Origin of the sequence: Oceanobacter sp. 1_MG-2023, assembly GCF_030689025.1 — a bacterium.
Lineage (GTDB): Bacteria > Pseudomonadota > Gammaproteobacteria > Pseudomonadales > Oceanobacteraceae > Oceanobacter.
This window is the reverse complement of record NZ_JAUYWA010000001.1, coordinates 1-21,966: the sequence shown is the minus strand read 5'-3', so window position 1 is coordinate 21,966 and position 21,966 is coordinate 1. Positions and strand designations below refer to the sequence as shown.

15 protein-coding genes are annotated in these 21,966 nt (G+C 55.4%); 10 read left to right on the top strand and 5 right to left on the bottom strand.

All coding sequences use genetic code 11. The features are described from left to right. Positions 1–22 precede the first annotated feature (22 nt). A complete protein-coding gene (locus Q8W22_RS00075; RefSeq protein ID WP_303434279.1) occupies positions 23–787 on the bottom strand; it encodes a GntR family transcriptional regulator in 765 nt (254 codons plus the stop codon). A 273-nt stretch (positions 788–1,060) separates the two neighbouring features. On the opposite strand from Q8W22_RS00075, the gene Q8W22_RS00070 reads away from it, so the two are divergent. The 6 genes from Q8W22_RS00070 (at position 1,061) to Q8W22_RS00045 (ending at position 9,776) form a co-directional block, all read left to right on the top strand. Further along, positions 1,061–1,843, top strand: coding sequence for a (Fe-S)-binding protein (locus Q8W22_RS00070; protein WP_305451287.1), 783 nt, complete (start codon positions 1,061–1,063; stop codon positions 1,841–1,843). After that, positions 1,840–3,393 (top strand): LutB/LldF family L-lactate oxidation iron-sulfur protein, encoded by a 1,554-nt coding sequence (locus Q8W22_RS00065; RefSeq protein ID WP_305414889.1) that lies wholly within the window; start codon positions 1,840–1,842, stop codon positions 3,391–3,393. The genes Q8W22_RS00070 and Q8W22_RS00065 overlap by 4 nt, the downstream gene beginning before the upstream one ends. Beyond that, positions 3,393–4,076, top strand: coding sequence for a lactate utilization protein C (locus Q8W22_RS00060; RefSeq protein ID WP_305451286.1), 684 nt, complete (start codon positions 3,393–3,395; stop codon positions 4,074–4,076). Before Q8W22_RS00065 ends, Q8W22_RS00060 begins: the two co-directional genes overlap by 1 nt. 61 nt (positions 4,077–4,137) lie before the next feature. After that, positions 4,138–6,975 carry an FAD-binding and (Fe-S)-binding domain-containing protein gene (locus Q8W22_RS00055; RefSeq protein WP_305451285.1) on the top strand — a complete coding sequence of 946 codons (2,838 nt, stop codon included), beginning with the start codon at positions 4,138–4,140 and terminating at the stop codon, positions 6,973–6,975. 199 nt (positions 6,976–7,174) lie between these two features. After that, positions 7,175–7,951 (top strand): SHOCT domain-containing protein, encoded by a 777-nt coding sequence (locus tag Q8W22_RS00050; protein ID WP_303434274.1) that lies wholly within the window; start codon positions 7,175–7,177, stop codon positions 7,949–7,951. Positions 7,952–8,174: 223 nt separating this feature from the next. Then, positions 8,175–9,776, top strand: a complete 1,602-nt coding sequence (locus Q8W22_RS00045; RefSeq protein WP_305451284.1) for a DUF4124 domain-containing protein — start codon at positions 8,175–8,177, stop codon at positions 9,774–9,776. Positions 9,777–9,786: 10 nt separating this feature from the next. Here Q8W22_RS00045 and hrpB read toward each other — a convergent pair whose 3' ends face one another. Further along, complete coding sequence (hrpB, locus tag Q8W22_RS00040) at positions 9,787–12,414, bottom strand: ATP-dependent helicase HrpB (RefSeq protein ID WP_305451283.1); 2,628 nt, start codon at positions 12,412–12,414, stop codon at positions 9,787–9,789. A gap of 61 nt (positions 12,415–12,475) precedes the next feature. Between hrpB and Q8W22_RS00035 the strand changes: the two genes are divergently transcribed. The 3 genes from Q8W22_RS00035 to Q8W22_RS00025 all read left to right on the top strand — a co-directional run bounded on the left by Q8W22_RS00035 (position 12,476) and on the right by Q8W22_RS00025 (position 15,277). Then, positions 12,476–12,658, top strand: coding sequence for a tRNA (uracil-5-)-methyltransferase (locus Q8W22_RS00035; RefSeq protein WP_303434271.1), 183 nt, complete (start codon positions 12,476–12,478; stop codon positions 12,656–12,658). 42 nt (positions 12,659–12,700) lie between these two features. Beyond that, positions 12,701–12,967, top strand: coding sequence for a sulfurtransferase TusA (gene tusA / locus Q8W22_RS00030; protein ID WP_305451282.1), 267 nt, complete (start codon positions 12,701–12,703; stop codon positions 12,965–12,967). A gap of 786 nt (positions 12,968–13,753) precedes the next feature. Further along, a complete protein-coding gene (locus Q8W22_RS00025; protein ID WP_303434269.1) occupies positions 13,754–15,277 on the top strand; it encodes a DUF3360 family protein in 1,524 nt (507 codons plus the stop codon). A 94-nt stretch (positions 15,278–15,371) separates the two neighbouring features. On the opposite strand, the gene Q8W22_RS00020 is transcribed toward Q8W22_RS00025, so the two are convergent. Then, positions 15,372–16,634, bottom strand: a complete 1,263-nt coding sequence (locus Q8W22_RS00020; RefSeq protein WP_305451281.1) for a PQQ-dependent sugar dehydrogenase — start codon at positions 16,632–16,634, stop codon at positions 15,372–15,374. 240 nt (positions 16,635–16,874) lie between these two features. Then, a complete protein-coding gene (locus tag Q8W22_RS00015; protein WP_305451280.1) occupies positions 16,875–19,589 on the bottom strand; it encodes a DUF349 domain-containing protein in 2,715 nt (904 codons plus the stop codon). A gap of 283 nt (positions 19,590–19,872) precedes the next feature. Here Q8W22_RS00015 and sbcB point away from each other — a divergent pair, with 283 nt between their 5' ends. Then, positions 19,873–21,315 carry an exodeoxyribonuclease I gene (gene sbcB / locus Q8W22_RS00010; protein ID WP_305451396.1) on the top strand — a complete coding sequence of 481 codons (1,443 nt, stop codon included), beginning with the start codon at positions 19,873–19,875 and terminating at the stop codon, positions 21,313–21,315. Positions 21,316–21,443: 128 nt separating this feature from the next. On the opposite strand, the gene Q8W22_RS00005 is transcribed toward sbcB, so the two are convergent. After that, a partial coding sequence (locus tag Q8W22_RS00005) for a cellulose binding domain-containing protein (protein ID WP_305451279.1) occupies positions 21,444–21,966 on the bottom strand: 523 nt, incomplete at its 5' end.

Sequence of the window (21,966 nt, the reverse complement as noted above, 5' to 3'; positions counted from 1 at the left end):
TCCGAGCCGGGCTGTATTGCGGTTAACGAATCATGGAAAAACGCCGCAGCGAGCGTTGGGCATGGCTTTCAAAACGACTGCTTTGCTGCAACGCCTCTTCCACAAATACCAGGTGGCTATTGACCGCCTGACGGGCGCAATCTTCATTGCGGTTGATCACCGCATCTTTCAGGGCCTCGTGCTGCAAACGAATGGCATCGCGGCGGCCTTCCTCGGTATACAAGTAGGTCAGGTTGGCAGCAATGGTTTGTTTGAACAGGCTGAGTAATGCCCGCATCGAATGTAGTAGCACCGCATTATGTGATGCTTCGGCAATGGATAAATGAAAACGCCAGTCGAGCTCCGCTTCGGCTTTGGCTCCCAGGCGGGCATTATGACCATCGAGCCATTCCTGATAGCGGCGGTTGATAATCGCGTGATCCGACTCCGTGGCCCGCAGCGCGGCGTAATGGGCGGCGACTTCTTCCAGGGCGTGACGATATTCGAGCAGGTCGTAATTGAATTCCGGGTGGCTCTGGAACAGCTCCAGCAAGGGATCGGACAGCGACCGGCCGATACTGTCGGCCACATAGGTACCGCCACCCTGGCGACGAGTAACCAGCCCCTTGGTATCCAGTTTGTTGAGAGCTTCTCGCACAGAAGGGCGGGAAACCTCAAAACGGGCAGCCAGCTCCCGCTCTGTCGGCATCTTTTTCCCTGGCTCCAGACTGCCTTCAATAATCATGCCTTCGAGTTCGGCAGCAATCATATCGGAAATTTTCTGACTTTTGATGCGGCTCGGGGTCATCAGGACTCCTGTTGGAATTCGGGCCAATCGATGGATGAGGCGCATTCCGGGCACTCCTTGGCCAGCTCATACATTGACCAGCCCAAGTGATATGCGGTAACTTACGCAATAACATTTGGGTAATTGGTAAGGCCAATTTAACCAAGAACAATAAAAACTGCAAGACACCTGTACAAATACCTTTGTACAAACCGCTACCGTGGAGTCGTTATGACCATTACTTCTTCACCCATACAGAGAACCTGCCCGGCCAAGCCGACGCAGGTTTATTTGATGGGTACCTGCCTCGTTGACAGCTTTTTTCCGCACGCCGGAATGGATGCCATTACGGTGCTGCGCCAACTGGGCGTTGAGGTCGTTTTTCCTCAAGGCCAAACCTGCTGCGGCCAGCCCGCCTGGAATTCGGGTTACGAAGACGAAGCCCGTGCCGTGGCTCGTCAACAACTGGCGGCGTTTGAGGCCGATATCCCGGTGGTGGTGATGATGGGGTCCTGTGCGGGTATGGTGCACCTGGAATATCCAGACCTGTTTGCCGGACACCCTGAAGAAGCCCAGGCCAGGGCGCTGGCTGCCCGAACGTATGAGTTCAGTGAATTTATGATCAATGTCCTGGGGCTGGATAACGAGATCCTGAGCATCGCCCAACCGCCTTCAGCCGACCAGCCGACCCGGACAGTGGCCTTGCATACCTCCTGTTCTTCGCGCCGCGGAATGGGGGTTGCGGCACAACATATGGCGCTGGCAACCTGCCTGCCCGGAGTGACCGTGGTGGAGCCAGAGCGGGTGACGGAATGCTGTGGTTTTGGTGGTACCTTTGCCGTTAAGCAGGCCGATATTTCGGCCGCCATGGCGGAAGACAAAGCGCTGGCCATGGACGCTACCGGCGCGGATGTGATTACCAGTGCCGACTGTGGTTGCATGATGAATATCGGCGGCACACTGGACCGACTGGCAGAGCAGGGGAAAGCCCGCTCAATACCCACACAACATCTGGCGACGCTGGTAAAAGAAGCCCTGACCGGTTACGCCGCTGCAACCAGTGGAGACGCGTCATGAGTACACCCACTTCAACCCCATCGTTTATTGAACTGACAACGATCGTTGATCAGGAAGATCACGACTTTGCCGATATGCAGTCCCGGCACTTCAAGGCGCGGGCAAAAATGTCGCTGGAAAACGATACCTTGCGGGCCAGTTTCCGGGGCGCCAGCGATTTTCTGATGGGAAAACGCAAAAGCGTCTTCCCGGACGATGAGGAACTGGAAGCACTGCGAGACCGTGGTGAAGCTGCACGTCAACGCAGTCTGGCCAACTTGCCCGACTTGCTGGAGCAGCTGGAAACCAACCTGGTGGCCAATGGTATCCAGGTGCACTGGGCCGAGACTGCGGACGAAGCCAACCGTATTATTCACGGCATCCTGGACGCCAATCAGGCGCGTACCGTGGTAAAAGGCAAATCGATGGTCAGTGAAGAAATTGAACTGAACCATTACCTCGAAGCCCGCGGTATTGAATGTCTGGAAAGTGATATGGGCGAGTATCTGGTGCAGCTGGCCCATGAAGCACCGTCCCATATCGTGATGCCAGTGATTCACAAAAACAAACAGCAAATTGCCCGCTTGATGCACACCCGAGCCACCACACCCGATGGCGAGGCAGTGCCATACAGTGAAGACGTGGATGACCTGATCGGTAATGCCAGGGCCATTCTGCGGCAGAAATTCCAGCGGGCTGATGCCGGGATTTCCGGCGTCAATATGGCCATCGCAGAAACCGGCACCCTGCTGCTGGTTGAAAACGAAGGCAACGGCCGTATGTGTACCACCGCACCGCCGTTACATATTGCCGTGACCGGTATCGAAAAAGTGGTGCAGGGGCTGAGTGATGTCCCCGAACTGCTGACACTGTTACCCCGTTCCGCCACTGGCCAGCTGATTACCACCTACGTCAATATGATTTCCGGCCCTCGTCAAAAGGGTGAGCTGGATGGCCCGGAACAGGTGCATCTGGTACTGGTGGATAACGGCCGTTCGAAAATGTTTAACCACCCGAATTTGCAACCAACGTTACAGTGTATTCGTTGTGGTGCCTGTATGAACCATTGTCCGGTGTATGCCCGCGTCGGTGGCCATGCCTATGGCTCGACATACCCGGGGCCGATTGGTCAGGTGGTCACGCCACAGCTGGGCTCTGCCGGAGGACTGGCCGCCAATGGCGATATGATCAATGCCTGCTCGCTGAACGGTGCCTGTGGTGAAGCCTGTCCGGTGCGTATTCCATTGCCGGACCTGATTCGTAACTTGCGTGCTGAAGCGGTTGCTCCGGTGGCCACCCAGCAAAATGGTCAACCCCATGTTAATGGGACCGGCAGCCAGCGTTCACTGGGCGAAAGCCTGATCTGGCAAGGCTGGAGTCTGGTACACAAGGTGCCGTTTTTATACCGCAGCAGCACCCGGGTGATGACCCGTGGCCGTGGCCTGATGCCCGGTAAGCTGGCTCCCTGGACCAATACCCGGTCGATGCCCAAACCGGCCGCCCGGAGTTTGCACGAGTTGGCCCGAGCGGCCGACATTCCATCGGTAGTTACTTCAGAGGAGCAGCACTGATGTCTTCCAGAAATACCATTCTTGCCCGCCTGCGTCAGGGTCAGGCCAATCAGGCAAGCGCTGCCAGTCGCACCGATTTACCACCCATGCCACGGCTGGACAAAGCAGTATGGCGCAGCCGTTTTATTGAACTGCTGGAAAGTAATCACGCCGATGTGGTGCCCTGTAGCGAAGACGACTGGCAGCAACAGCTGGCCGAGGTACTGCAACAGCAGCAGGTGACATCCTTGTGTCTGGGCAGCAGCCCGGCCAATCGTGAACTGGCAGACGAGTTGACAAGCCGTGTTGCAACGCTGTCTGTGCAATTGTTTGACGACGCGGTTGCTGCTCCTGCCGACAGCGGCATGCGCCAGCAGCTGTTTGAACAGCTGGATGCCGGATTCAGTCGCGCCAGCGCCGCCCTGGCAGAAACCGGTTCACTGGTGCTGGCGACTGGCCCGGAAGAACCACGGACCGTCTCGCTGGTGCCACCATTAAGTCTTGTACTGGTACGGCAGAGTACTCTGGTGGCCAATTTTTCTGCATTGATCGAACAGCCTCGCTGGCAAGGGAAACTGCCGACCAATTGGTTGCTGATATCAGGGCCAAGTAAAACGGCGGATATCCAGCAAACACTGGCCTATGGCGCTCATGGCCCAAAACAACTGGTGGTCTTGCTGCTGGATGACAGTACCGGCGCCTGAGCGGTTTTTCCTCTTGAATTTGATGTGGCTGGTGCCCGTGCGCCAGCTCGAAGGACACTTTATGAAACCCGAATACAGTCTGTTTCTGAGCGATCTGGCTCACATTATCAATGCTGAACGGATCGTCACCGATCCGTTACGTACGTTGGCACTGGGTACTGACGCCAGTTTTTATCGCCTGATACCGCAGGCCGTGGTAATGGTCGAAACCGAGCAGGAAGTCATCGACCTGTTGTTGCTGGCCGGGAAACACAAGGTGCATGTGACCTTCCGGGCGGCGGGTACCAGTTTGTCTGGTCAGGCCGTTACTGACGGTATTCTGGTACGCCTGGCCCCCACCTGGAACGGCATGGAAGTACTGGAAGAAGGGGGCAAGTTGCGGGTACAGCCCGGAGTGATCGGTGCCCATGCCAACCGTAAGTTGGCCCCGTTCCAGCGTAAGATTGGCCCTGATCCTGCCTCCATCAATGCCTGTAAAATCGGCGGTATTGTGGCCAACAACGCATCCGGTATGTGTTGTGGCACGGCGCAGAATACCTATCAAACCATTGAATCCATGCGCCTGGTCCTGGCTGATGGCACGGTGCTGGATACCGCGGACCCGGAGTCTCGCACGGCTTTTATGGCCAACAAGCCCGAGCTGATCGAAGCACTGGTATCGCTGCATCAACAGGTGAGCAGTAACGCTGAGTTAAAAGCCCGTATTCAAAAGAAATTTTCGATCAAGAACACCACCGGCTACAGCCTGAATGCCCTGGTTGATTACCACGATCCCATCGATATCCTGATGCATCTGATGGTGGGGTCGGAAGGGACGCTTGGTTTTGTTTCGGAAGTGGTTTATCGCACCGTGGAAGAACACGCGCACAAAGCCTCCGCCTTGCTGATGTTTGCCGACATCGAAAAAACCAGCCATGCGGTGACGGCGTTGGCTACCAGCCCAGTGGCTGCCGTCGAATTGATTGACCGGGCCGGGTTACGCTCCGTACAGGATAAACCCGGCATGCCGGACTATATGGCTTCCCTGAGTGATGACGTTGCCGCACTGCTGGTCGAAGTACGTGCCACCACCGAACATGAGCTGGAGCATAAGCTGGCCGATGTGCTGGCCGCGTTGTCCGACTTCGATACCCTGCACGGTAAAGCCTTTACCACCGACCCGGCCACGTGTCAGCTGTACTGGAATATCCGTAAAGGCATGTTCCCGGCGGTGGGTGCCATGCGTGAAAAAGGCACCACAGTGATTATTGAGGATGTCGCCTTTCCGGTTGAATCCCTGGCTCCGGCGGTACTGGAACTGCAGAGCCTGTTCAAGAAATACCACTACGATGAAGCCATTATTTTTGGTCACGCCCTGGCGGGTAACCTGCACTTTGTTTTTACCCAGAACTTTACCGATCCGGCAGAAATCCAGCGTTATGCGGACTTTATGGATGAAGTGTGCGTGCTGGTGGTCGGGCGTTACGATGGCTCGCTCAAAGCCGAGCACGGCACCGGGCGGAATATGGCCCCGTTTGTGGAGCTGGAGTGGGGGGCACAAGCGTATGACCTGATGTGGCAAATCAAACATGCCCTGGACCCGGACATGCGCTTGAATCCAGGGGTAATCCTGACCCGCAACCTGCGTGCCCATATTGAAGACCTGAAACCGATCCCGGAAGCCCATGACCTGATCGACAAATGCATCGAATGCGGTTTCTGTGAGCCGGTGTGCCCATCCAAAAACCTGACCTTGACCCCACGGCAGCGTATTGTGGTGATGCGCGAGCTGAGCCGTCTGGATCGTGCGGGGCATGATATCAGCAGCGATCCCCGTTTCCGCGAAGTGCAGGCAGAGTACCAGTATCAAGGTATAGATACCTGTGCCGCCGATGGCCTGTGCAGTCTGGCCTGCCCGGTAGATATCAATACCGGTGACCTGAGTCGCTATTTGCGCAGTGAACGGAATCAGCGTTATCAAGGTCGGGCCAACTGGGTGGCCGGGCATTTTGACACCATCGCCAATACCACCCGTACTGGCCTCAAACTGGTGGATATTACCCGTGGTGTGATCGGCGACAAGGCACTGGCGAGCGTCAGCAAGGTGGCCTCTGCTGTGAGCATGAAAGCCTTGCCGCTATGGCACGATGCCATGCCACAAGCCAGCCACAGTGCCAAACCCATTGCACCGGCAGTGGCAGATGCCGACCTGGTGTATTTCCCCAGTTGCGCCAGCCGGAATATGGGCCCGGCGAAGCAGGATCAGGACCAGCGCAGCTTGCAGCAAGTCACGTTGGCGCTGGCAGCAAAGGCAGGCGTGACCCTGACCCAGTTGCCAGACCAGCAATCATTCTGTTGTGGCATGCCGCTGGAAAGCAAAGGCATGTTCGAGCAGGCCGATGCCATGCGTGATCAGCTGAATCAGGCCTTATTGACCATCAGCGACAACGGCCGTATACCGGTTCTGATCGATACCAGCCCTTGTGTCTTTCGTATGAGTCAGCAGCTTGATGAACGTATCCAGTTACTGGACCCGGTAAACTTTGCCAATCAGTACCTGGTGCCGCAGCTGGACATTGAACCGGTAGACGACGCCGTGGCAGTACACGTGACCTGTTCAACCACCAAGCAAGGCCTGGGTAACGAGCTGATCGCTCTGGCCAGACATTGCTCAACCCAAGTCGTGGTACCGGAAGATATTACCTGCTGTGGTTTTGCCGGCGACAAGGGCTTTATGATGCCGGAACTGAATGCCTCGGCGCTGGCTCCGCTCAAGAGGCAGGTGAAAGACTGCAAAGAAGGGGTGTCTACCAGTCGTACCTGTGAAATTGGTCTGGCCCGGCATGGCGAGATTCCTTATCACTCGCTGTTCTATTTGCTCGACCGGGTCAGCAGCGCCAAAGCGGCGGTTGCGTCCTAGCGGATGTGATGCGGATGTAATCGTTGCTGGCCACTCCTGCTTCAGCGGAATTTTCCTGTCAAGAAACTCCGCTGGGGCATTTATTCGATATGTTTGAGTTCTGGTTAAAAAATGTTCAGAATTTCTGTAAATATCGGACATTCTCGCCATAGATGCTGTATTGTGGCGACCAATGTACGTCATGCAGCAGGAGGATATTATGAGTAAATTAACAGGCTATGGTCAGGGTGTTGTAAACGACCTGTCCAGCCGCTATGGACTGTCCAGTGACGCGGTCATTTGCATGATTCAGGCTGTTATCAATGGTAACGGCACCATGGCTCAATTCAACTGCCCGGAATTGGGCGGTGGCGGCCAGTGGATGAGTGGTGGCATGACCATGGTGGGCGATATGTTCAACAATGGCCTGAAAAACACCGTCAATAATCTGTGTAGTGAAATTGCCTCGATTCTGGGTAATGGCCAGATGATCTTTGAACAGCCGGCAGCGGGCCAAGGTGGTTTCCAGTCTGGAAACTGGTGGCCGTCTGAACTGGGTAACCCGTCGTCATCCGGTTCACAAAACAATATCCGTTATGCGATTTTCCCCCATTGTCAGCGCCTGGCACTCGACTCCAATGGTCAGGTGAGTGTTTACGATACCCAACAGCACCAGATCGGTGGTGTCAGCCAGCAGCAGGGTGGTGGTAATTCACTGACCTTCAGCAGCCAGTTCGGTACCGTGTATCTGACCAGCTTGCCGATTGTGTCGGGTCATAACCCGTTTATCAGTCAAGCGCCAGAGCCGGCACAGCCAGCACCCCAGCCAGTACAAAATACTCAACCGCCAGCACAGCACAATAACCAGAATACCAACACTGGTAACCGGGATGATGTGTTTGCGGCACTGGAAAAACTGGCCAGCCTGAGAGATATGGGAATTCTGTCGGAACAGGAATTTTCCAATAAAAAATCCGAGTTGTTGCAACGTCTGTAGTGCGTTTGTGGCCAGAGGGCAGTCGTATTGCCGGCTAACCCGGCGGGCGGGCATTTTTATCACTGGTGATAACAATGCCCGCTGCCTTGGGGTTCATCGTCACGGTGCGTACTGCCCGCACGGATACGACAATGCTGTCTTATCCTTCCCAATGTGAAAAAGCCAACACCTTTCTGACAGAAATTCTATTACTATCGGTAGCCTGAATAATACGGGAGCCATCATGAACCTTGTCTGGATTGCGCTGTTGTTGTCGTGCCTGATAGGGTCACAGGCTGTGGCCGAAGTCTATCAATGGGTCGACAGCGATGGCCGTCGCCACTTCTCCGATCGTGCACCGTCCGGGCGTAATATCCATAACCCGGCTGAGCAATCGCTTTCCCGGCCATCTTCCCAGGCTACGTCCATAGGGGTCTCTGCACTTGAAGGTATTTCCAGTCGTGACTACCAGCATTTACGCAAGCTGCTGCGGGCGCGTCAGTTCGGGATTCTGAATACCCGGCTGGAAAAATACCATCAGATTCTGGCGGAGGATATCAGCACGGAATCCCAAGTCCGGGCAATCTACCAGGTGTTTGATATGGGCAAGCCGGGGCTGGAACACTATTTTAACGACTGGGTACGTACCTACCCGAATCTGGAATTTCCTTATCTCGCCCGTGCTACTTACCTGACCGGATTGGGCTGGGACAGCTACGAGCAAAACCGGACACATCGCTCCGATGAACAGGCCGAGGCTATCCGGAAGTATTTTTATGCGTCGTTGACGGATATCGATGCTGCCTTGCGGGTGAACCCGCGTTCGGGTCTGGCCTATAGCCTGTTGATTGGTGCAGCGGTAGCGCTGGGAGATGACGAGCAGCATCAGCTTTACTTGCAGCGGGCAGCAGAGGAAATACCGGCATCCCTGTTGGTTGCCAGTACCGAATTGGGGTTCATGACTCCGCGTTGGGGTGGTTCCAAGGCCAGAATGCGGGCCTATGCCAACCGTGTGATCGTGCATCAGAGCAGTAATCCGGCACTGTCGGTATTACCCGGTTATGTGGAGGCACTGCTGGCGGAAGCCCAGCTTGGACGTCAGCAGTATGCTGCTGCCGAAGCCGGTTTTACTCGTGCCCTGAAATACGGACACGTCGCCAGTTTTTATCGCCATCGGGCGGAAGCCCGTATGGCCATGAAACGTTATTCTGCTGCTCTGGACGACTTTGCCCAGGCATTACGCCTGGAGTCTGCGGATGCCGACAGTTATTTGGGGCGAGCACAAATTTATGGCAGCTTGCGGCAATACCGCAATGCCGCCGCGGAGCTGGCTTATGCCACCGAAATTGATCCGGAATCGCCGGGGATACACAGGTACCGCACGCAGTTGCTGACCAGCCTGACCGGGTTGGGGATTCGTGCCCGCACGCGGGGACAGCTGGAGGAGTCGCTGGACTTTCTTGGCAAGGCATTGATGCTTGATCCGGCCGATGCGGTGGCCAGCTATCAACGAGCCGTCACCTGGATGGAGATGGGCAAGATGGCCAACTCGGAAAGTGACGCCAGTGTGGCTCTGGCAGCAGACAGTGCCCGCCCCGAATGGTTTGTGCTGATGGATAACTTACTGGCCCGCCGCCAGCGCTGGCAAGATATGATCGAACTCTGGGATGATTATATCGACCGGTTCGGGGAGACGCAGGATGCCCTGCTGGCCCGGGCCAACGCTTATGTTGGCAAGCAGGAATACCAGTCAGCCATGGCCGATGCCAACCGGGCCGCGGTGCTGGGCGCGCCAGCGGCGGCTGGCATGATCAGCAAGGTAGAGTCGTTACTGGCAACACATTGACGGACAGTGTTCAGGAAGATTGGCTCTGGCGCCGGGCCAGGGCTGCTTTGGTCAGGGCTGTTGCCTCGGCGCTGAGTGGATCTTCCGGCCAGGGGTGCTTGGGGTAGCGGCCACGCATTTCCTTACGTACCTCGGCATAGCCATGACGCCAGAAGTGGGGTAAGTCCTGGGTCACTTGTAATGGTTTCCGGCCCGGTGACAACAAATGGATCTTTAACGCCATTTGGCCGTTTAACACCGCGGGTTGCTGCGGATAACCAAACATTTCCTGTAACTTGACTGCCAATACCGGCGGTGTCTCGGTGTAATCAATACGAATACGGGAGCCGCTGGCCACCCGCCAGTGTGTCGGAGCCAGCTGTTCCAGCTGCTGCTGTTGCGGCCAGTCGAGCAGGCTGGTCAGCAAGGTCACCAAATTCAGCTGCTGTAGCTGCCGTTCATGGCGGCAGTTATCCAGAAACGGTAACAACCAGTCATCCAGGCGCGCCAGTAAACCCTGGTCGGACACATCCGGCCAATCTCCCGCAGCGGAACCCTGTTTCTGGGAGTGGCTGGAGGAATGGCCGCCATGGTACTGGTGTAACAACTGCAAGCGCTGACGTAATTGCACCGCGTCGTCTGTCCAGTTGAGATTGGCCAACCGCTGCTGTACCCGGCTGTCGGAATTGACCGATGGACAAAAATAATCCCGCCAGGCCTGACGCCATTGCTCAGGGCCCAGTGTCTCCAGGGTGCGCCGCCGCCAGATCAGTTCACCGATCTTGTGTTGCTCTTCTGCCAGCAAACGGCCCTGGGATTGCCATTGCACCACGGTGTGGTGCGACAGCCAGTGAGGATGGTCGCTCAGCAGGTCTGCCAATTCGGCCTCATCAATGGCAATGGCGAGGCGTATCCGGTGGCTGCCGGCACCGGACAGATCAAGAATCACCAGCCAGGGGCAACCGGCCAGGTCCGAGTCTGGCGATAGTTCGGCACCCGTGCCGTTGGCCATCAGATAGCGTAATGCCTTGTTGTTGGCTTTGCTGGAGTGGCCGGTCGATTGATTACGACAGCGGGCGAGGCGCTCCGGGAATGCCAGTAATGCCCAGCGTGCCAGACTGGCCTGATGACTGGCGCTTGCTGTGGCGGCAGTAGTTGTGGTGGCGGTAGTCTGGCCAGACAAGCCCCGGAGCCAGCGCTGGGCCAGCGGGGCCACGCGTTGCTGCCACAAGGAAGTTGAGCGGCTGGCATGCCATAGCCGTTCAACATCATCACTGCGGCGTTGTTTGTGCGGCCATTCTTGCAGCAGGGCGATTAACTCGGCCGCGTCGCGAGCTTGTCCTTGTTGGTGGGCCGTTATCAGTGCCGATGCCCAGCGCGGTTCGATACCGAGACGGGCACACTGGTGGCCGTGTTCCGTCAGTCTCTGGCTATCGATACTGGCCAGGTACCCCAGGCGACACAACAGCGCCCGAGCCTGATTCAGCGCGGCAAGCGGCGGAGGGTCAAGCCAGAGCAAGTCGTCAGCGTCGGCTCCCCATAACAACAGCTCCAGCAGCAGTGGTGCCAGATCGGCGGTTAATAGCTCGGCTTCAATATGGCGTGGCCGCCGTGAGTGGGTACTTTCTGGCCACAGCCGGTAGCAGTAACCGGCTTGCTGTCGCCCAGCACGGCCCATTCGCTGGGTGGCTGAAGCCTGGCTGATATCGCGTGTGGTGAGCTCACTGAGACCATTGGCCGGACTGAATACCATGCGCCGTTCAAGACCGCTGTCGATCACGCCGGTGACGCCATTCAGGGTCAGAGAGCTCTCGGCGATATTGGTCGCCAATAATATTTTACGTTGACCCTCTGGCACATCCGCCAGAGCCCGCTTTTGTTCCTGTTCGCTGAGCTGGCCATGAAGTGGCAGGATATGAAGGTGGTTATCTGGCAGGTCATGTCGCTTCAGCTCATCATGCAGCCGCCGGATATCCGCCACACCGGGCAAAAACACCAATAGATGGCCATGGCTGTGCTGTAAGGCTTCATGAATAACCCGGCTGGCGTGATGACTGAGGTATTCGTTGGCTGACGCAGCTGGCCGGTAGGCCAGCGTGACAGGAAACCCCTGGCCCGGGCAATGAAGCAGGGGAGCCTGCAGTTGTCGGGACAAGGCATCGGTATCCAGCGTGGCTGACATTACCAGCAACTTGAGATCCGGGCGTAACAGCTGCTGGCATTGATGCGCCAGTGCCAATGCCAGGTCACTGTTCAGGTGACGTTCGTGGAATTCATCAAAAATAACCAGACCAACGCCGGTCAGCTCGGGGTCATCCTGCAGCATTCGGGTGAGAATGCCCTCTGTTACAATCACAATACGGGTACGAGCAGATTCCTTGTTGTCGAGCCGTACCCGGTAACCGATCCGCTCACCGACAGCCTCGCCCAGTTGACGGGCCATAAAGACGGCGGCGTTACGGGCTGCCAGTCGCCGCGGTTCGAGCATGATGATCTGTTGCCCGGCCAGCCAGGGCGCATCCATTAGCGCCAGCGGCACACGAGTGGTTTTACCCGCACCGGGTTCGGCAGTCAGTAGCAGGGCGGGGTGGTCGGCCAGTTGTGCAGAGATATTGGCGAGCTGGGTATCAACAGGAAAGGCAGGACGGCAAGGATTCATTGGTATAATTACGAGTCTATAGCTAGCATTCAAGTATATACCGGTCAGGAGGTAAGCCGTTATGGCAAGTGAGACTGTGGTTGATTTTGCTGCTGCCAGTGAAAAGCACCGCCATCAACGTGATCACCGCGACAAGGAAGCCAGGGTTGAAGCGATTCGGGAGCGCTTTGAACAGGCGTTACCGACTCGTAAAACACCGGTCAAGGACTATCTACGTAAAAAGCGCGCCAAGAAAAAGCGCTGACCCCATCACATGATTTACTGATTTGATTGCCAGGAGAGACCTTTGAGTTCGTCAGACACTACCCCCCATTTACCGATTCAGCATCAACTGGACACCCGCGGCCTGTTTTGCCCGGAGCCGGTGATGATGTTGCATAACCTGATGAACGATGCTGCCCAGGGGGACTGTATCGAAATATTGGCAACCGACCCCTCGACGCAGCGGGATTTCACCCGTTTTTGCGGGTTTCTGGAGCAGGAGATGTTGCTGCAAGAAGACCTTGACGGGGTGTACCGTTTTATTATTCGCAAGGTCTCTGATACCGCCTGATCAGCTTCTGGTTATATTGAGCGATTGGACGTACTGGACGTACATTGCCGGTGCCTGTGCCGGTGCGCCGTTCCGGGCTGGCCCCGGAATCCACGCGAATTAATCAAGCCGCTGGCGTCGGTGCCGCCAACCTCAAAATACCTGCATACGCCTCTCTTGTGACGATAGCGCCAATTAGCCACGCAATTGGCGCTGATAATCATTTTCCCTCTTGCTTATCCAGCTAATACTAACTGACAGGTGTGACAAAAAGCGTAGCCAACAACACGCTTGCAACGGCTCTGAGGCCCCTGATTTGAGGCTTGATTGATGAGTCTGGAGACTATAAGTGTTGGCTCATATGGAACTATCCCTGTTTTGAGGGGTGTTTTTATACCCTGCCAGCGGTCAGGCAGGTTGATGATTGGGGCTAATATGGCAATCCAGGCAGTAGAGAGTAATAAGTTGACTTGAATCAATAGTTTGGCGTCTTGATGCGTGCTAAAGGCTTCATTTTGAGCCAAAACTGGCTCTTTTGGGTGGTTTCAAGGTTTTTGTCTCAAGGGATATGTCTTTGTGGCAGGGGAATTCGGCGGTCTGTGAGCGCTGAAACAGCGTCATTTTGGGGCTGGGAGCAGCTGAATATTGGCATCAATAGCCCTGTCTACAGCGAAGTCCATAATTATAAAAGCACTACATTTGCCTAATCGCAATTTCCAGATTCCTGGTCTATTCTACGCGGCACCATCCACTTGCTTTAACCAACCGTATTTTATTTTGCGTAGCAACTATGTTGCTGGAGAAATCATGACCGCGACACCGAAAGATAAAGATAATAGTCCACCAGGTGCAGGGCAGAAAACAGATACTCAAGCCGTTTCTGGTAGCTATCAAGAGCTGCACAAACCCAGCTCTGAGTTTAATAGCCGAGAAGAGTACCTTGAGCATGAGTTGCAAATCATGCAGCCCAAACGCTGGCGTCCAAACTTGCCTTTCCGGGATTATCGTTTCGAATTTGAAGATACGATTCCGGCCATGGCCGCGACCATTGGTAAAGTGGTTATGGTTGCCGCGATTGCCGCCACGTTTGCTGGCCCGTTAGGGTTGGGTGAATCGTTTATTCTAGAGAATGTTCGTTACGAGCTTCTTATTGTTTCTGTTTTTATTTTATTGTTCTCCGGCTTTATTTTACCGACCGCCAACCTGGCCGGTACCCATGGCCCCTTGATTCCGTTAATCCCTATTGTTGTGGCAGCAGGGGGGCACCCGATGGCTTTCGGGCTATTGATTGGTGCCTTTGGTCTGATCCTCGCCATCAGTAAAGGGGGGAGCCTGATGGCACGGCTGACCAGTAAGGGCGTGTGTGGTGGCCTGCTGTTGTATCTGGGTTTTATCGGCACTATCTCGCAGGTGAAAAAACTGTTTGCCTGGGCGGAAGCCATTGATATGACGCATATCGCCTTTATTGTGATTCTGGCGACTATTTTGCTGTATGCCTTGTTGGAACACTTCCAGAAACGCTGGTTGGCGGTACCGCTGAGCTGCTTCCTGGGTGGTGGTGCAGCATTTGCTCTGGGCGCACCGTTTGAATTCCATACCGCGCCTGGTCTGCCACATATGGACCCGATGTACTGGTGGGGTGAAAGTACTGGCTGGATGCTGGGTTTGCCAACCGTGGAAAGCTTTATTGTGGTCTTGCCGTTTGCCATTCTGGCGGTTGCCATGTGGTCTCCTGACTTCCTGGGGCATCAGGTCTTCCAGAAAATCAGCTACCCGCAACGTACTGAAAAAGTGCAGATGAACATTGATGACACCATGATGAGCGCATCTGCCCGACAAACCTTCGGCTCTCTGCTGGGTGGTGCCAACTTTGCTTCTTCGTGGGGTACTTATATTGTGCCTGCGGCGATTGCCAAGCGTCCGATTCCTGCTGGCGCCATTTTAACGGCCCTGTTCTGTATCATTGCTGGAATCTGGGGTTATCCGATGGACCTGGCGATCTGGCAGCCTGTGCTGTGTGTGGCCTTGATTGTGGGTGTCTTTATTCCACTGCTGGAAGCCGGTATGGAAATGACCCGTGAAGGTAAAACCACCCAGTCCGCTGCGATCGTGGTTTTTGCTTCATCACTGGTGAATCCTGCCTTTGGCTGGTCTTTGACCATGCTGCTCGATAACCTGGGCTTGATCGGTTGTAAGGAACGTAGCTCGGAATTAAGCCATATGAGCCGCTGGATCATCCCGTTGATCATGTTTGTACTGCTGACCAGTGTGATGGCAATGGTAGGTATGCTGCCTGGTATCCCGGCCTTGATGTCAGACTTCCAGCACTAATGGCATGACGACATAGTCCGTCTATGACTCAATGACGGACGAATAAAGCGGCAAGTGCATCAGGATGCCTTGCCGCTTTGCTGTTTTCAGGGGGTTATGATTCTGATATCGGCCGCAAGCGGATCAGTTTGCCGTTATCGTCGTCAGTGATCAGATACAACCAACCATCCGGCCCTTGTGTGACGTCGCGAATACGTTGGTCAAGGCCAGGAATATCCAGACGCTCTTCTGCGATTACCTGTTTGCCGTCCAGCTCCAGCCGGACCAGTTGACGAAATTTCAGCGAGCCAATAAAGACATCTCCCTGCCAGTCAGGAAAAACCTCACCGCTATAAAATGCCATGCCGGAAGGTGCGATTGAAGGCATCCAGTAGTACAGCGGCTGTTCCATCCCTTCCTTATGGGTACCTTCACCAATACTGCCGCCAACGTATTCCTTGCCGTAAGTAATAACAGGCCAGCCATAATTACGGCCTGGCATGATCAGGTTGAGTTCGTCGCCGCCTTTGGGGCCGTGTTCATGTATCCATAATTCGCCGCTGTTGGGGTTAATCGCCGCACCTTGCGGATTACGATGGCCATAACTCCAGATCTCGGCCCTGACACCGGCTTGATCAACAAAAGGGTTGTCTGCTGGTGTTGTACCGTCGGCATTCAGGCGAATGATTTTACCGAGGTGGTTGTCCAGGTTCTGCGCTTCATCCCGGGGGAAATAGCGTTCCCCCAATGTAATATACAAATAACCCTGTGGATCGAAGGTCAGCCGTGAACCGAAGTGGGAGCGGGATACATACTTGGGTGCTTGCCGGAACAGCACTGTCTGCTGCGTCAGGTGATAACGATGATGGCCATCATCAACCAGGGTGGCGCGCATCACCGCGGTCGAGTTGGTCATCAGGTTGCCTGGCTCGGCGTAGCTGAAATAGACCTGGCCATCGTGCCAGGCAACATCGAGTAATCCGCCCTGTCCCCCGGTCGATACTTCCGGGACACCGGCAATGGCCGGGCTGAGCAAATACTGTGGCCGGCCATCCTGAATCGTATGGCGGGCGATACGTAGCTGGCCCGAACGTTCACTGATCAGGAGCGTATCGGCATCGATAAAATCCATTGCCCAAGGGTGGTTCAGGCCTGAGATTATTACCTCGGGGATAAAACTTCCTTGCTGGGAATGGATAACCGCCAATGGCGAGGGGGTGAAGGATTGTGGGGCCGGGAGTGGGTCTGCAGCGAGTGCTGAGTTGGCGCAACCGCTGATCAGTAGCAGTCGCAGGGTTGCTGCCAGCAGACCGGGAAAAATGCCGGATTGGCCAGGGATTAGAGTCGTTGTGCTGCGGCGTATTGGGGAAGCGGCCATGCAGTACTCTCCGGGTGGTGTATTGGAGTGGTGCTGTGATTATGTTTCCAGCAGAACAGCCTGAACAGTAGCGGATGGTGCTGAACAAAGTAAGGGGACAAAGCGGTTGGTGGCAATCGTGGCAGGGCAGCCGAGGGAGAGGGGATAACTATCAAGGCCAACGCCTCATCGTACACCAGCGCGAGTGGCGCTCAAGCCACTGACTCTGAAGTACGGTGAAGGTTGCCGGGAGCCAGCCAACTAGCCAATACTGGCTTTCAGTGCCTGGATAAAGCGCTGTTGCTGAGCCGTGCCAGCGGGTGTTGCAAGCCATTCCAGCACCAGGGCGAGGCGTTCGTCACTGTGGCCGATACTTTGGCCCATGGCTTGCGCCAGCCGCTGCACCTGCAGTTGCATCCGGCGGCCTTGATCCGCTGCCGGAGACTCCTGTCCGCTGATAACTTCCATACGAATACACAGGTCACGGGCGACGTCGGTATCGATCGCAACCGGGGTATCCTGATCCTGCTGCCAACGTTGCTCAAACGCGGCGAGCGGGTAGCCATCCGGCAGTTGATCGGCATCGTGCCAGAGGCTTTCATTGTGATCTGCCAGTGCTTGCAAGCGATCCAGCAAACCTTGCCAGCGTTGACGTTCTTCGGCCTGTGATTGCGCCACCTGACGGTCGTCCAGTTGCGCCGCGATGTCAGCCAGCTGTTTGCGCAGGCGCTGGTGGGCAGAGCGTGGCAGTTCGATCGCCGCAAACTGTTGCTCGTACTGCTGGAATTGCTCAAGCACGTCAGCAGCCGACAGGGTGCTGGCTGGCAAGGCGGCAGCCTGATTGACCAGCTCTTCTGCTTCAATGACCCTGTTGTTCAGCTCTGCCTTGCGCTCGTTACGTTGCTCGTCCAGACGGGCAAATACGGCATCACACTGGCTGCGGAATTGACGCCAGTACTTCTGGTCTGGTGCGCGTGGTGTGATGCCAATTTCTTTCCACTGCTGTTGCAGTTCCTTGACGCGCTCTACCACGTCGGTCAGATCTTCTTCTTCGGCCAGGTCAGCAGCGGCTTCAACCAGGGCGGCCTTGGCTGCCAGGTTGCGGTCGTATTCTGCCTTGAGGTGGCTGTAAATGGCGTCGCAAGCGGCGCGGAAATGTTCTTGGGTGTGCTTGTGTGCAGCTCGATCCACCGGCGAGTAGCCGCGGAACACTTCCCGAGCGGTCTCGAGGGTTTTTTGCACGACTTTCCAGTCGGCCTGATCCCAGTCGAGATTGGCTTCGTAATGGCGCAGTTCCTCGATCAGCTGGTTGCGTCGTTCAACGTTGACTTCCCGTTGACGAGCGACGTCGGCAAACCAGGCGCGGCAAGGTTCAAAGGCTTTGTCGCCAGCTGCCTGAAAACGATCCCACAAGGCTTTGTCGGGCTGGGAAGAGTTGAGTGTTTTCCACTCGTCCTGCAGCACCTGGATCTTGTCGGCGAGGACATCAGGGCTGATATCGGCATCGATCAGGGCTTCCATCGACTCACACAGAGCTTCTTTTTTGGGGGTTGTGACAAACCCTTGCCAGTCGCGCATTTCGTTGAGTCTGGCAGCCAGGCTCTTGATGCGGTTCTGAAAGTTATAGGCGGCTTTGCCATCTACCTGGCGCAGGCTCTGATGCACCTGGCCGTAGAGTTTGCCAGCGTCTTTCAGGTGGCCGTTGTCGATGTGTTGTTCCAGTTTGTCGAGCTGGCGCTGCAGGGTATCCATACGCGCGGTTTGCTGGTTTTCCAGTTCCGTCAGACGGATTTCAGCGATCTGGCGTTTGCCTGAGAGAGCCGCCAGCCATTCGGGTGCTTCCAGCTGTGATGGCCACTTCAATTGGGCTTGCCATTTTTTACCGCTCTGGATCACCTGTTGCAGGCCGCGCATGTCGGCAGGCAAGTCTTTTTCCAGCCACTGGGACAACTCTTGCTGTTTGGCGCTGACCTGCTCCAGAGTGGCTTGCAGGGCTAACGCCTGTTGCATGGTGTTCTCGAATGAACGCAAGGCGTCGGCGTCGGCCTTGTGATCGGTCTGTGTGGCGCGCCAGCGTTCATCAATGGCTTGCAGTTGCTGTTTCAGCGCTTCCGGATCGGTACTTGAAGGAGCGGCTGCCAGGGCGTCGTTCAGCTCTGAGACCAGTTGTTGCTGGGCTGCCTGGGCTTCGGCCTGACGCTGCTGCTCTTCGGCCTGACGCTGTTCCTCTGCGGCGTGTTGTTCCAGAATCCGGCTCGCGTCAAGCAATGCGGACTCGAGCGTGTGTCGCTGCTCATCGGTCAGGCTGTCGTTAAGTTCTTGCTGCTGGCGCTGTATGACTTGCAAGCGACCGTTAAAGTCGGGGCCATAACCTACCCGGTTCAGGTAAGCGGCCTGTTCCAGCAAATAGGTGATTTGCTGCTTGCGGGCGGCAATGGCTTCCTGGTTGGCTTTGGCAGCGGCCAGGCGTTCCTTGCACAGGCGATAGACGGCTTTATCTTTCGTTTGGGCAAATTCCAGCAGTTGCTGTAACAGGGCGTGTTGATCGATGCCTTCGGCAGCGGCCAGACGTACTTTGGCGACCGGGTGTTCGCGAGCAATTACCAGGCGTTCGTTCTGGTCAGAGATCCGGGCAATGGCATCGAGACGTAATTGCTGGTCTTTGGTCAGCCCGGCAATACGTACCAGTGTGGCGCTGTGGGTGATGCTGTTGAGGTCTGCCGATGATGGCAGCAGCAGGTTCAGCCAGTGTTCCCGGGTGGTATCCCGAACATCCGGCAGGTTGTGCCCCAGCAGGCTTTCCAGCAGGGCCTCGTCACGAATGCGTACCACCGCGGCCTTGCGCAATGCCTCGTCAGGCTCTGTGTCGATAAAGCTGATGAGTTGCTCGGCAGCCATTTCGGCCAACGCCTGGCGTCGAACATCCGGGTTGGAATGTTGCCATTTTGGTTTCAGAAACTTCTTGAATAAAGACATCGAGCTGATCCGTCCAACCTGTCACAAAGGAAAAAAGCGTGGCCATTGTACAGTGCGCGGCATTTTAAGGAAGTCTGGCACGACTTAATCGCACCGGAGGATTGTCCTGCACTGTATTGTGACTCGTGGTGTGGACGTGATTGTTACACAGAAGCCGGGAGAAGTGGTGCCGCTATCGCAACCAGAGCCGGGTGCATTGCGTCAGGGTAAGCATGTTATCATCGGCGTTTATTTGGCCAGCCAGTATGACCCGGATCTGGGGTGGCAAGAGCAGGAGAATCATGTGAGTAGCATTGTCTGGTATGACTACGAAACCTTTGGTGCCAGTCCGGCGTGGGATCGTCCGGCGCAGTTTGCTGCGATTCGTACCGACGAAGACCTGAACGAGATTGAGCCTCCGGTCGAGATTTTTTGCAAACAGAGCGATGACTATTTACCGCACCCGCAAGCGGTGCTGATCACTGGTATTACCCCCCAGGACTGCCAGCAGAAAGGTCTGCCAGAAGTTGAGTTTATTGATCAGATCAACAGGGTTTTTTCGGTACCGGGTACTTGCAGTGCGGGTTATAACAGCATTCGATTTGATGACGAGTTCACTCGTTACACGTTATATCGCAACTTTTTTGATCCCTACGCCCGTGAGTGGCAAGGGGGGAATTCCCGTTGGGATTTGCTGGATGTTGTTCGCTGTGCCTATGCCTTGCGTCCGGAAGGAATCGAATGGCCACAACACGAAGATGGCCGGATCAGTTTCAAACTGGAGCACCTGACAGCCGCCAATGGCCTCGATCACGGCAAGGCCCACGATGCGGTATCGGATGTGCGGGCAACCATTGCACTGGCACGATTGATTCGAGATAAACAACCAAAATTATACCGTTATCTTTTTGGCTTGCGTCGTAAACAAGCGGTTGCAGATCTGATTGATGTGGTGCAACACAAGCCTCTGGTACATATTTCGGGCATGTTTCCGGTTGAACAGGGCTGTATGGCGGTTGTAGTGCCCTTGTGTATGCATCCTAAAAACAAAAACAGTGTGATTGTTTTTGATCTGCATCAAGACCCAACTCCTTTGTTTGAATTGACCGCTGAAGAGATACAGCAGCGAGTGTTCAGTAAAGCGGCAGATTTGCCAGAGGGGGTCGAACGGTTGCCATTAAAAGAGATACATCTGAACAAGTCTCCGGTGGTTGCTCCGGCCAAAACCCTTACGCCTGATCAGGCTGAACGCTGGAACCTGAGTGGTGATACCTTGCGTAAGCATCTGGGTATGATCAAGCAGGGTGTCGACCTTACCAGCAAGCTGCAGCAGGTGTTTGACAGTCGTTCGTTTGCGGCCGCCAGCGATGTGGATGCACAGCTGTACGATGGCTTTTTCTCGCCAGCGGATCGTAATCTGATGAACCAGCTGCATGACGCCTCGCCGTGGGATTTATCCGGCTTCCAGAAGCGCTTCAAAGATCGCCGCGGTGATGAGATGTTATTCCGTTATCGCGCCAGAAACTTTCCGGATACGCTGGAAGGGGATGATCGGCAACGCTGGGAAACAGTACGTCGTGAACGGCTGTTTCATACCAACCCAGCCTATCAGGCGCTGAACTTCGAGCAATTTGCCCAGGAATTAAAACGGGCTGCGGAACAGGTGATTGAAGATCCCCGCAAGCAACAGTGGATGCAGGATTTGCAGCTTTACGCCGAATCAATTTATCCGCTGGATTACGACTGATTCGGCATGGTTGATGAAAAACCCGGCGTCAGATTCCAGATGCAGGTTGGACACTGGGCAAACTGAATAAAAAAAGCCCTCGAAGAGTTACCTCTCCGAGGGCTTTTTATTCACCAGGTCGGGCCGGATTATTGGCAGATAGCGCCAGTAATGACGGCACTGGGGGTTGAACTGCCTGCTTTGTCACCCTGGAATCCAAAGGAAACCGTTTCTCCTGGAGCAATGCTGCTGTTCCAGGAAAGAGGCGTTGCAGTGATCGGGCCACTGCCGCTGTAGTTGGCATTCCAGCCGTTGGTCATGGTGCTGCCATCCGTGAATGTCCAGCTGACTTCCCAGCCGTTGATGGTGCTGTTGCTGGTATTGGTCAGGTCGATACGGCCGGTGTAACCGCTGTTCCATTCGCTTTCAATGGTGAAACTGCAGGCGGCCAGACCAGTGCCGGTATCTGTTCCGGTATCTGTTCCGGTATCTGTTCCGGTATCTGTTCCAGTGTCCGTTCCAGTATCCGTTCCAGTATCCGTTCCTGTATCCGTGCCAGTATCCGTGCCAGTATCCGTGCCAGTATCCGTGCCAGTATCCGTGCCAGTATCCGTGCCAGTATCCGTGCCAGTGTCTGTTCCTGTATCCGAGACGTGTGGCTTATACACATCT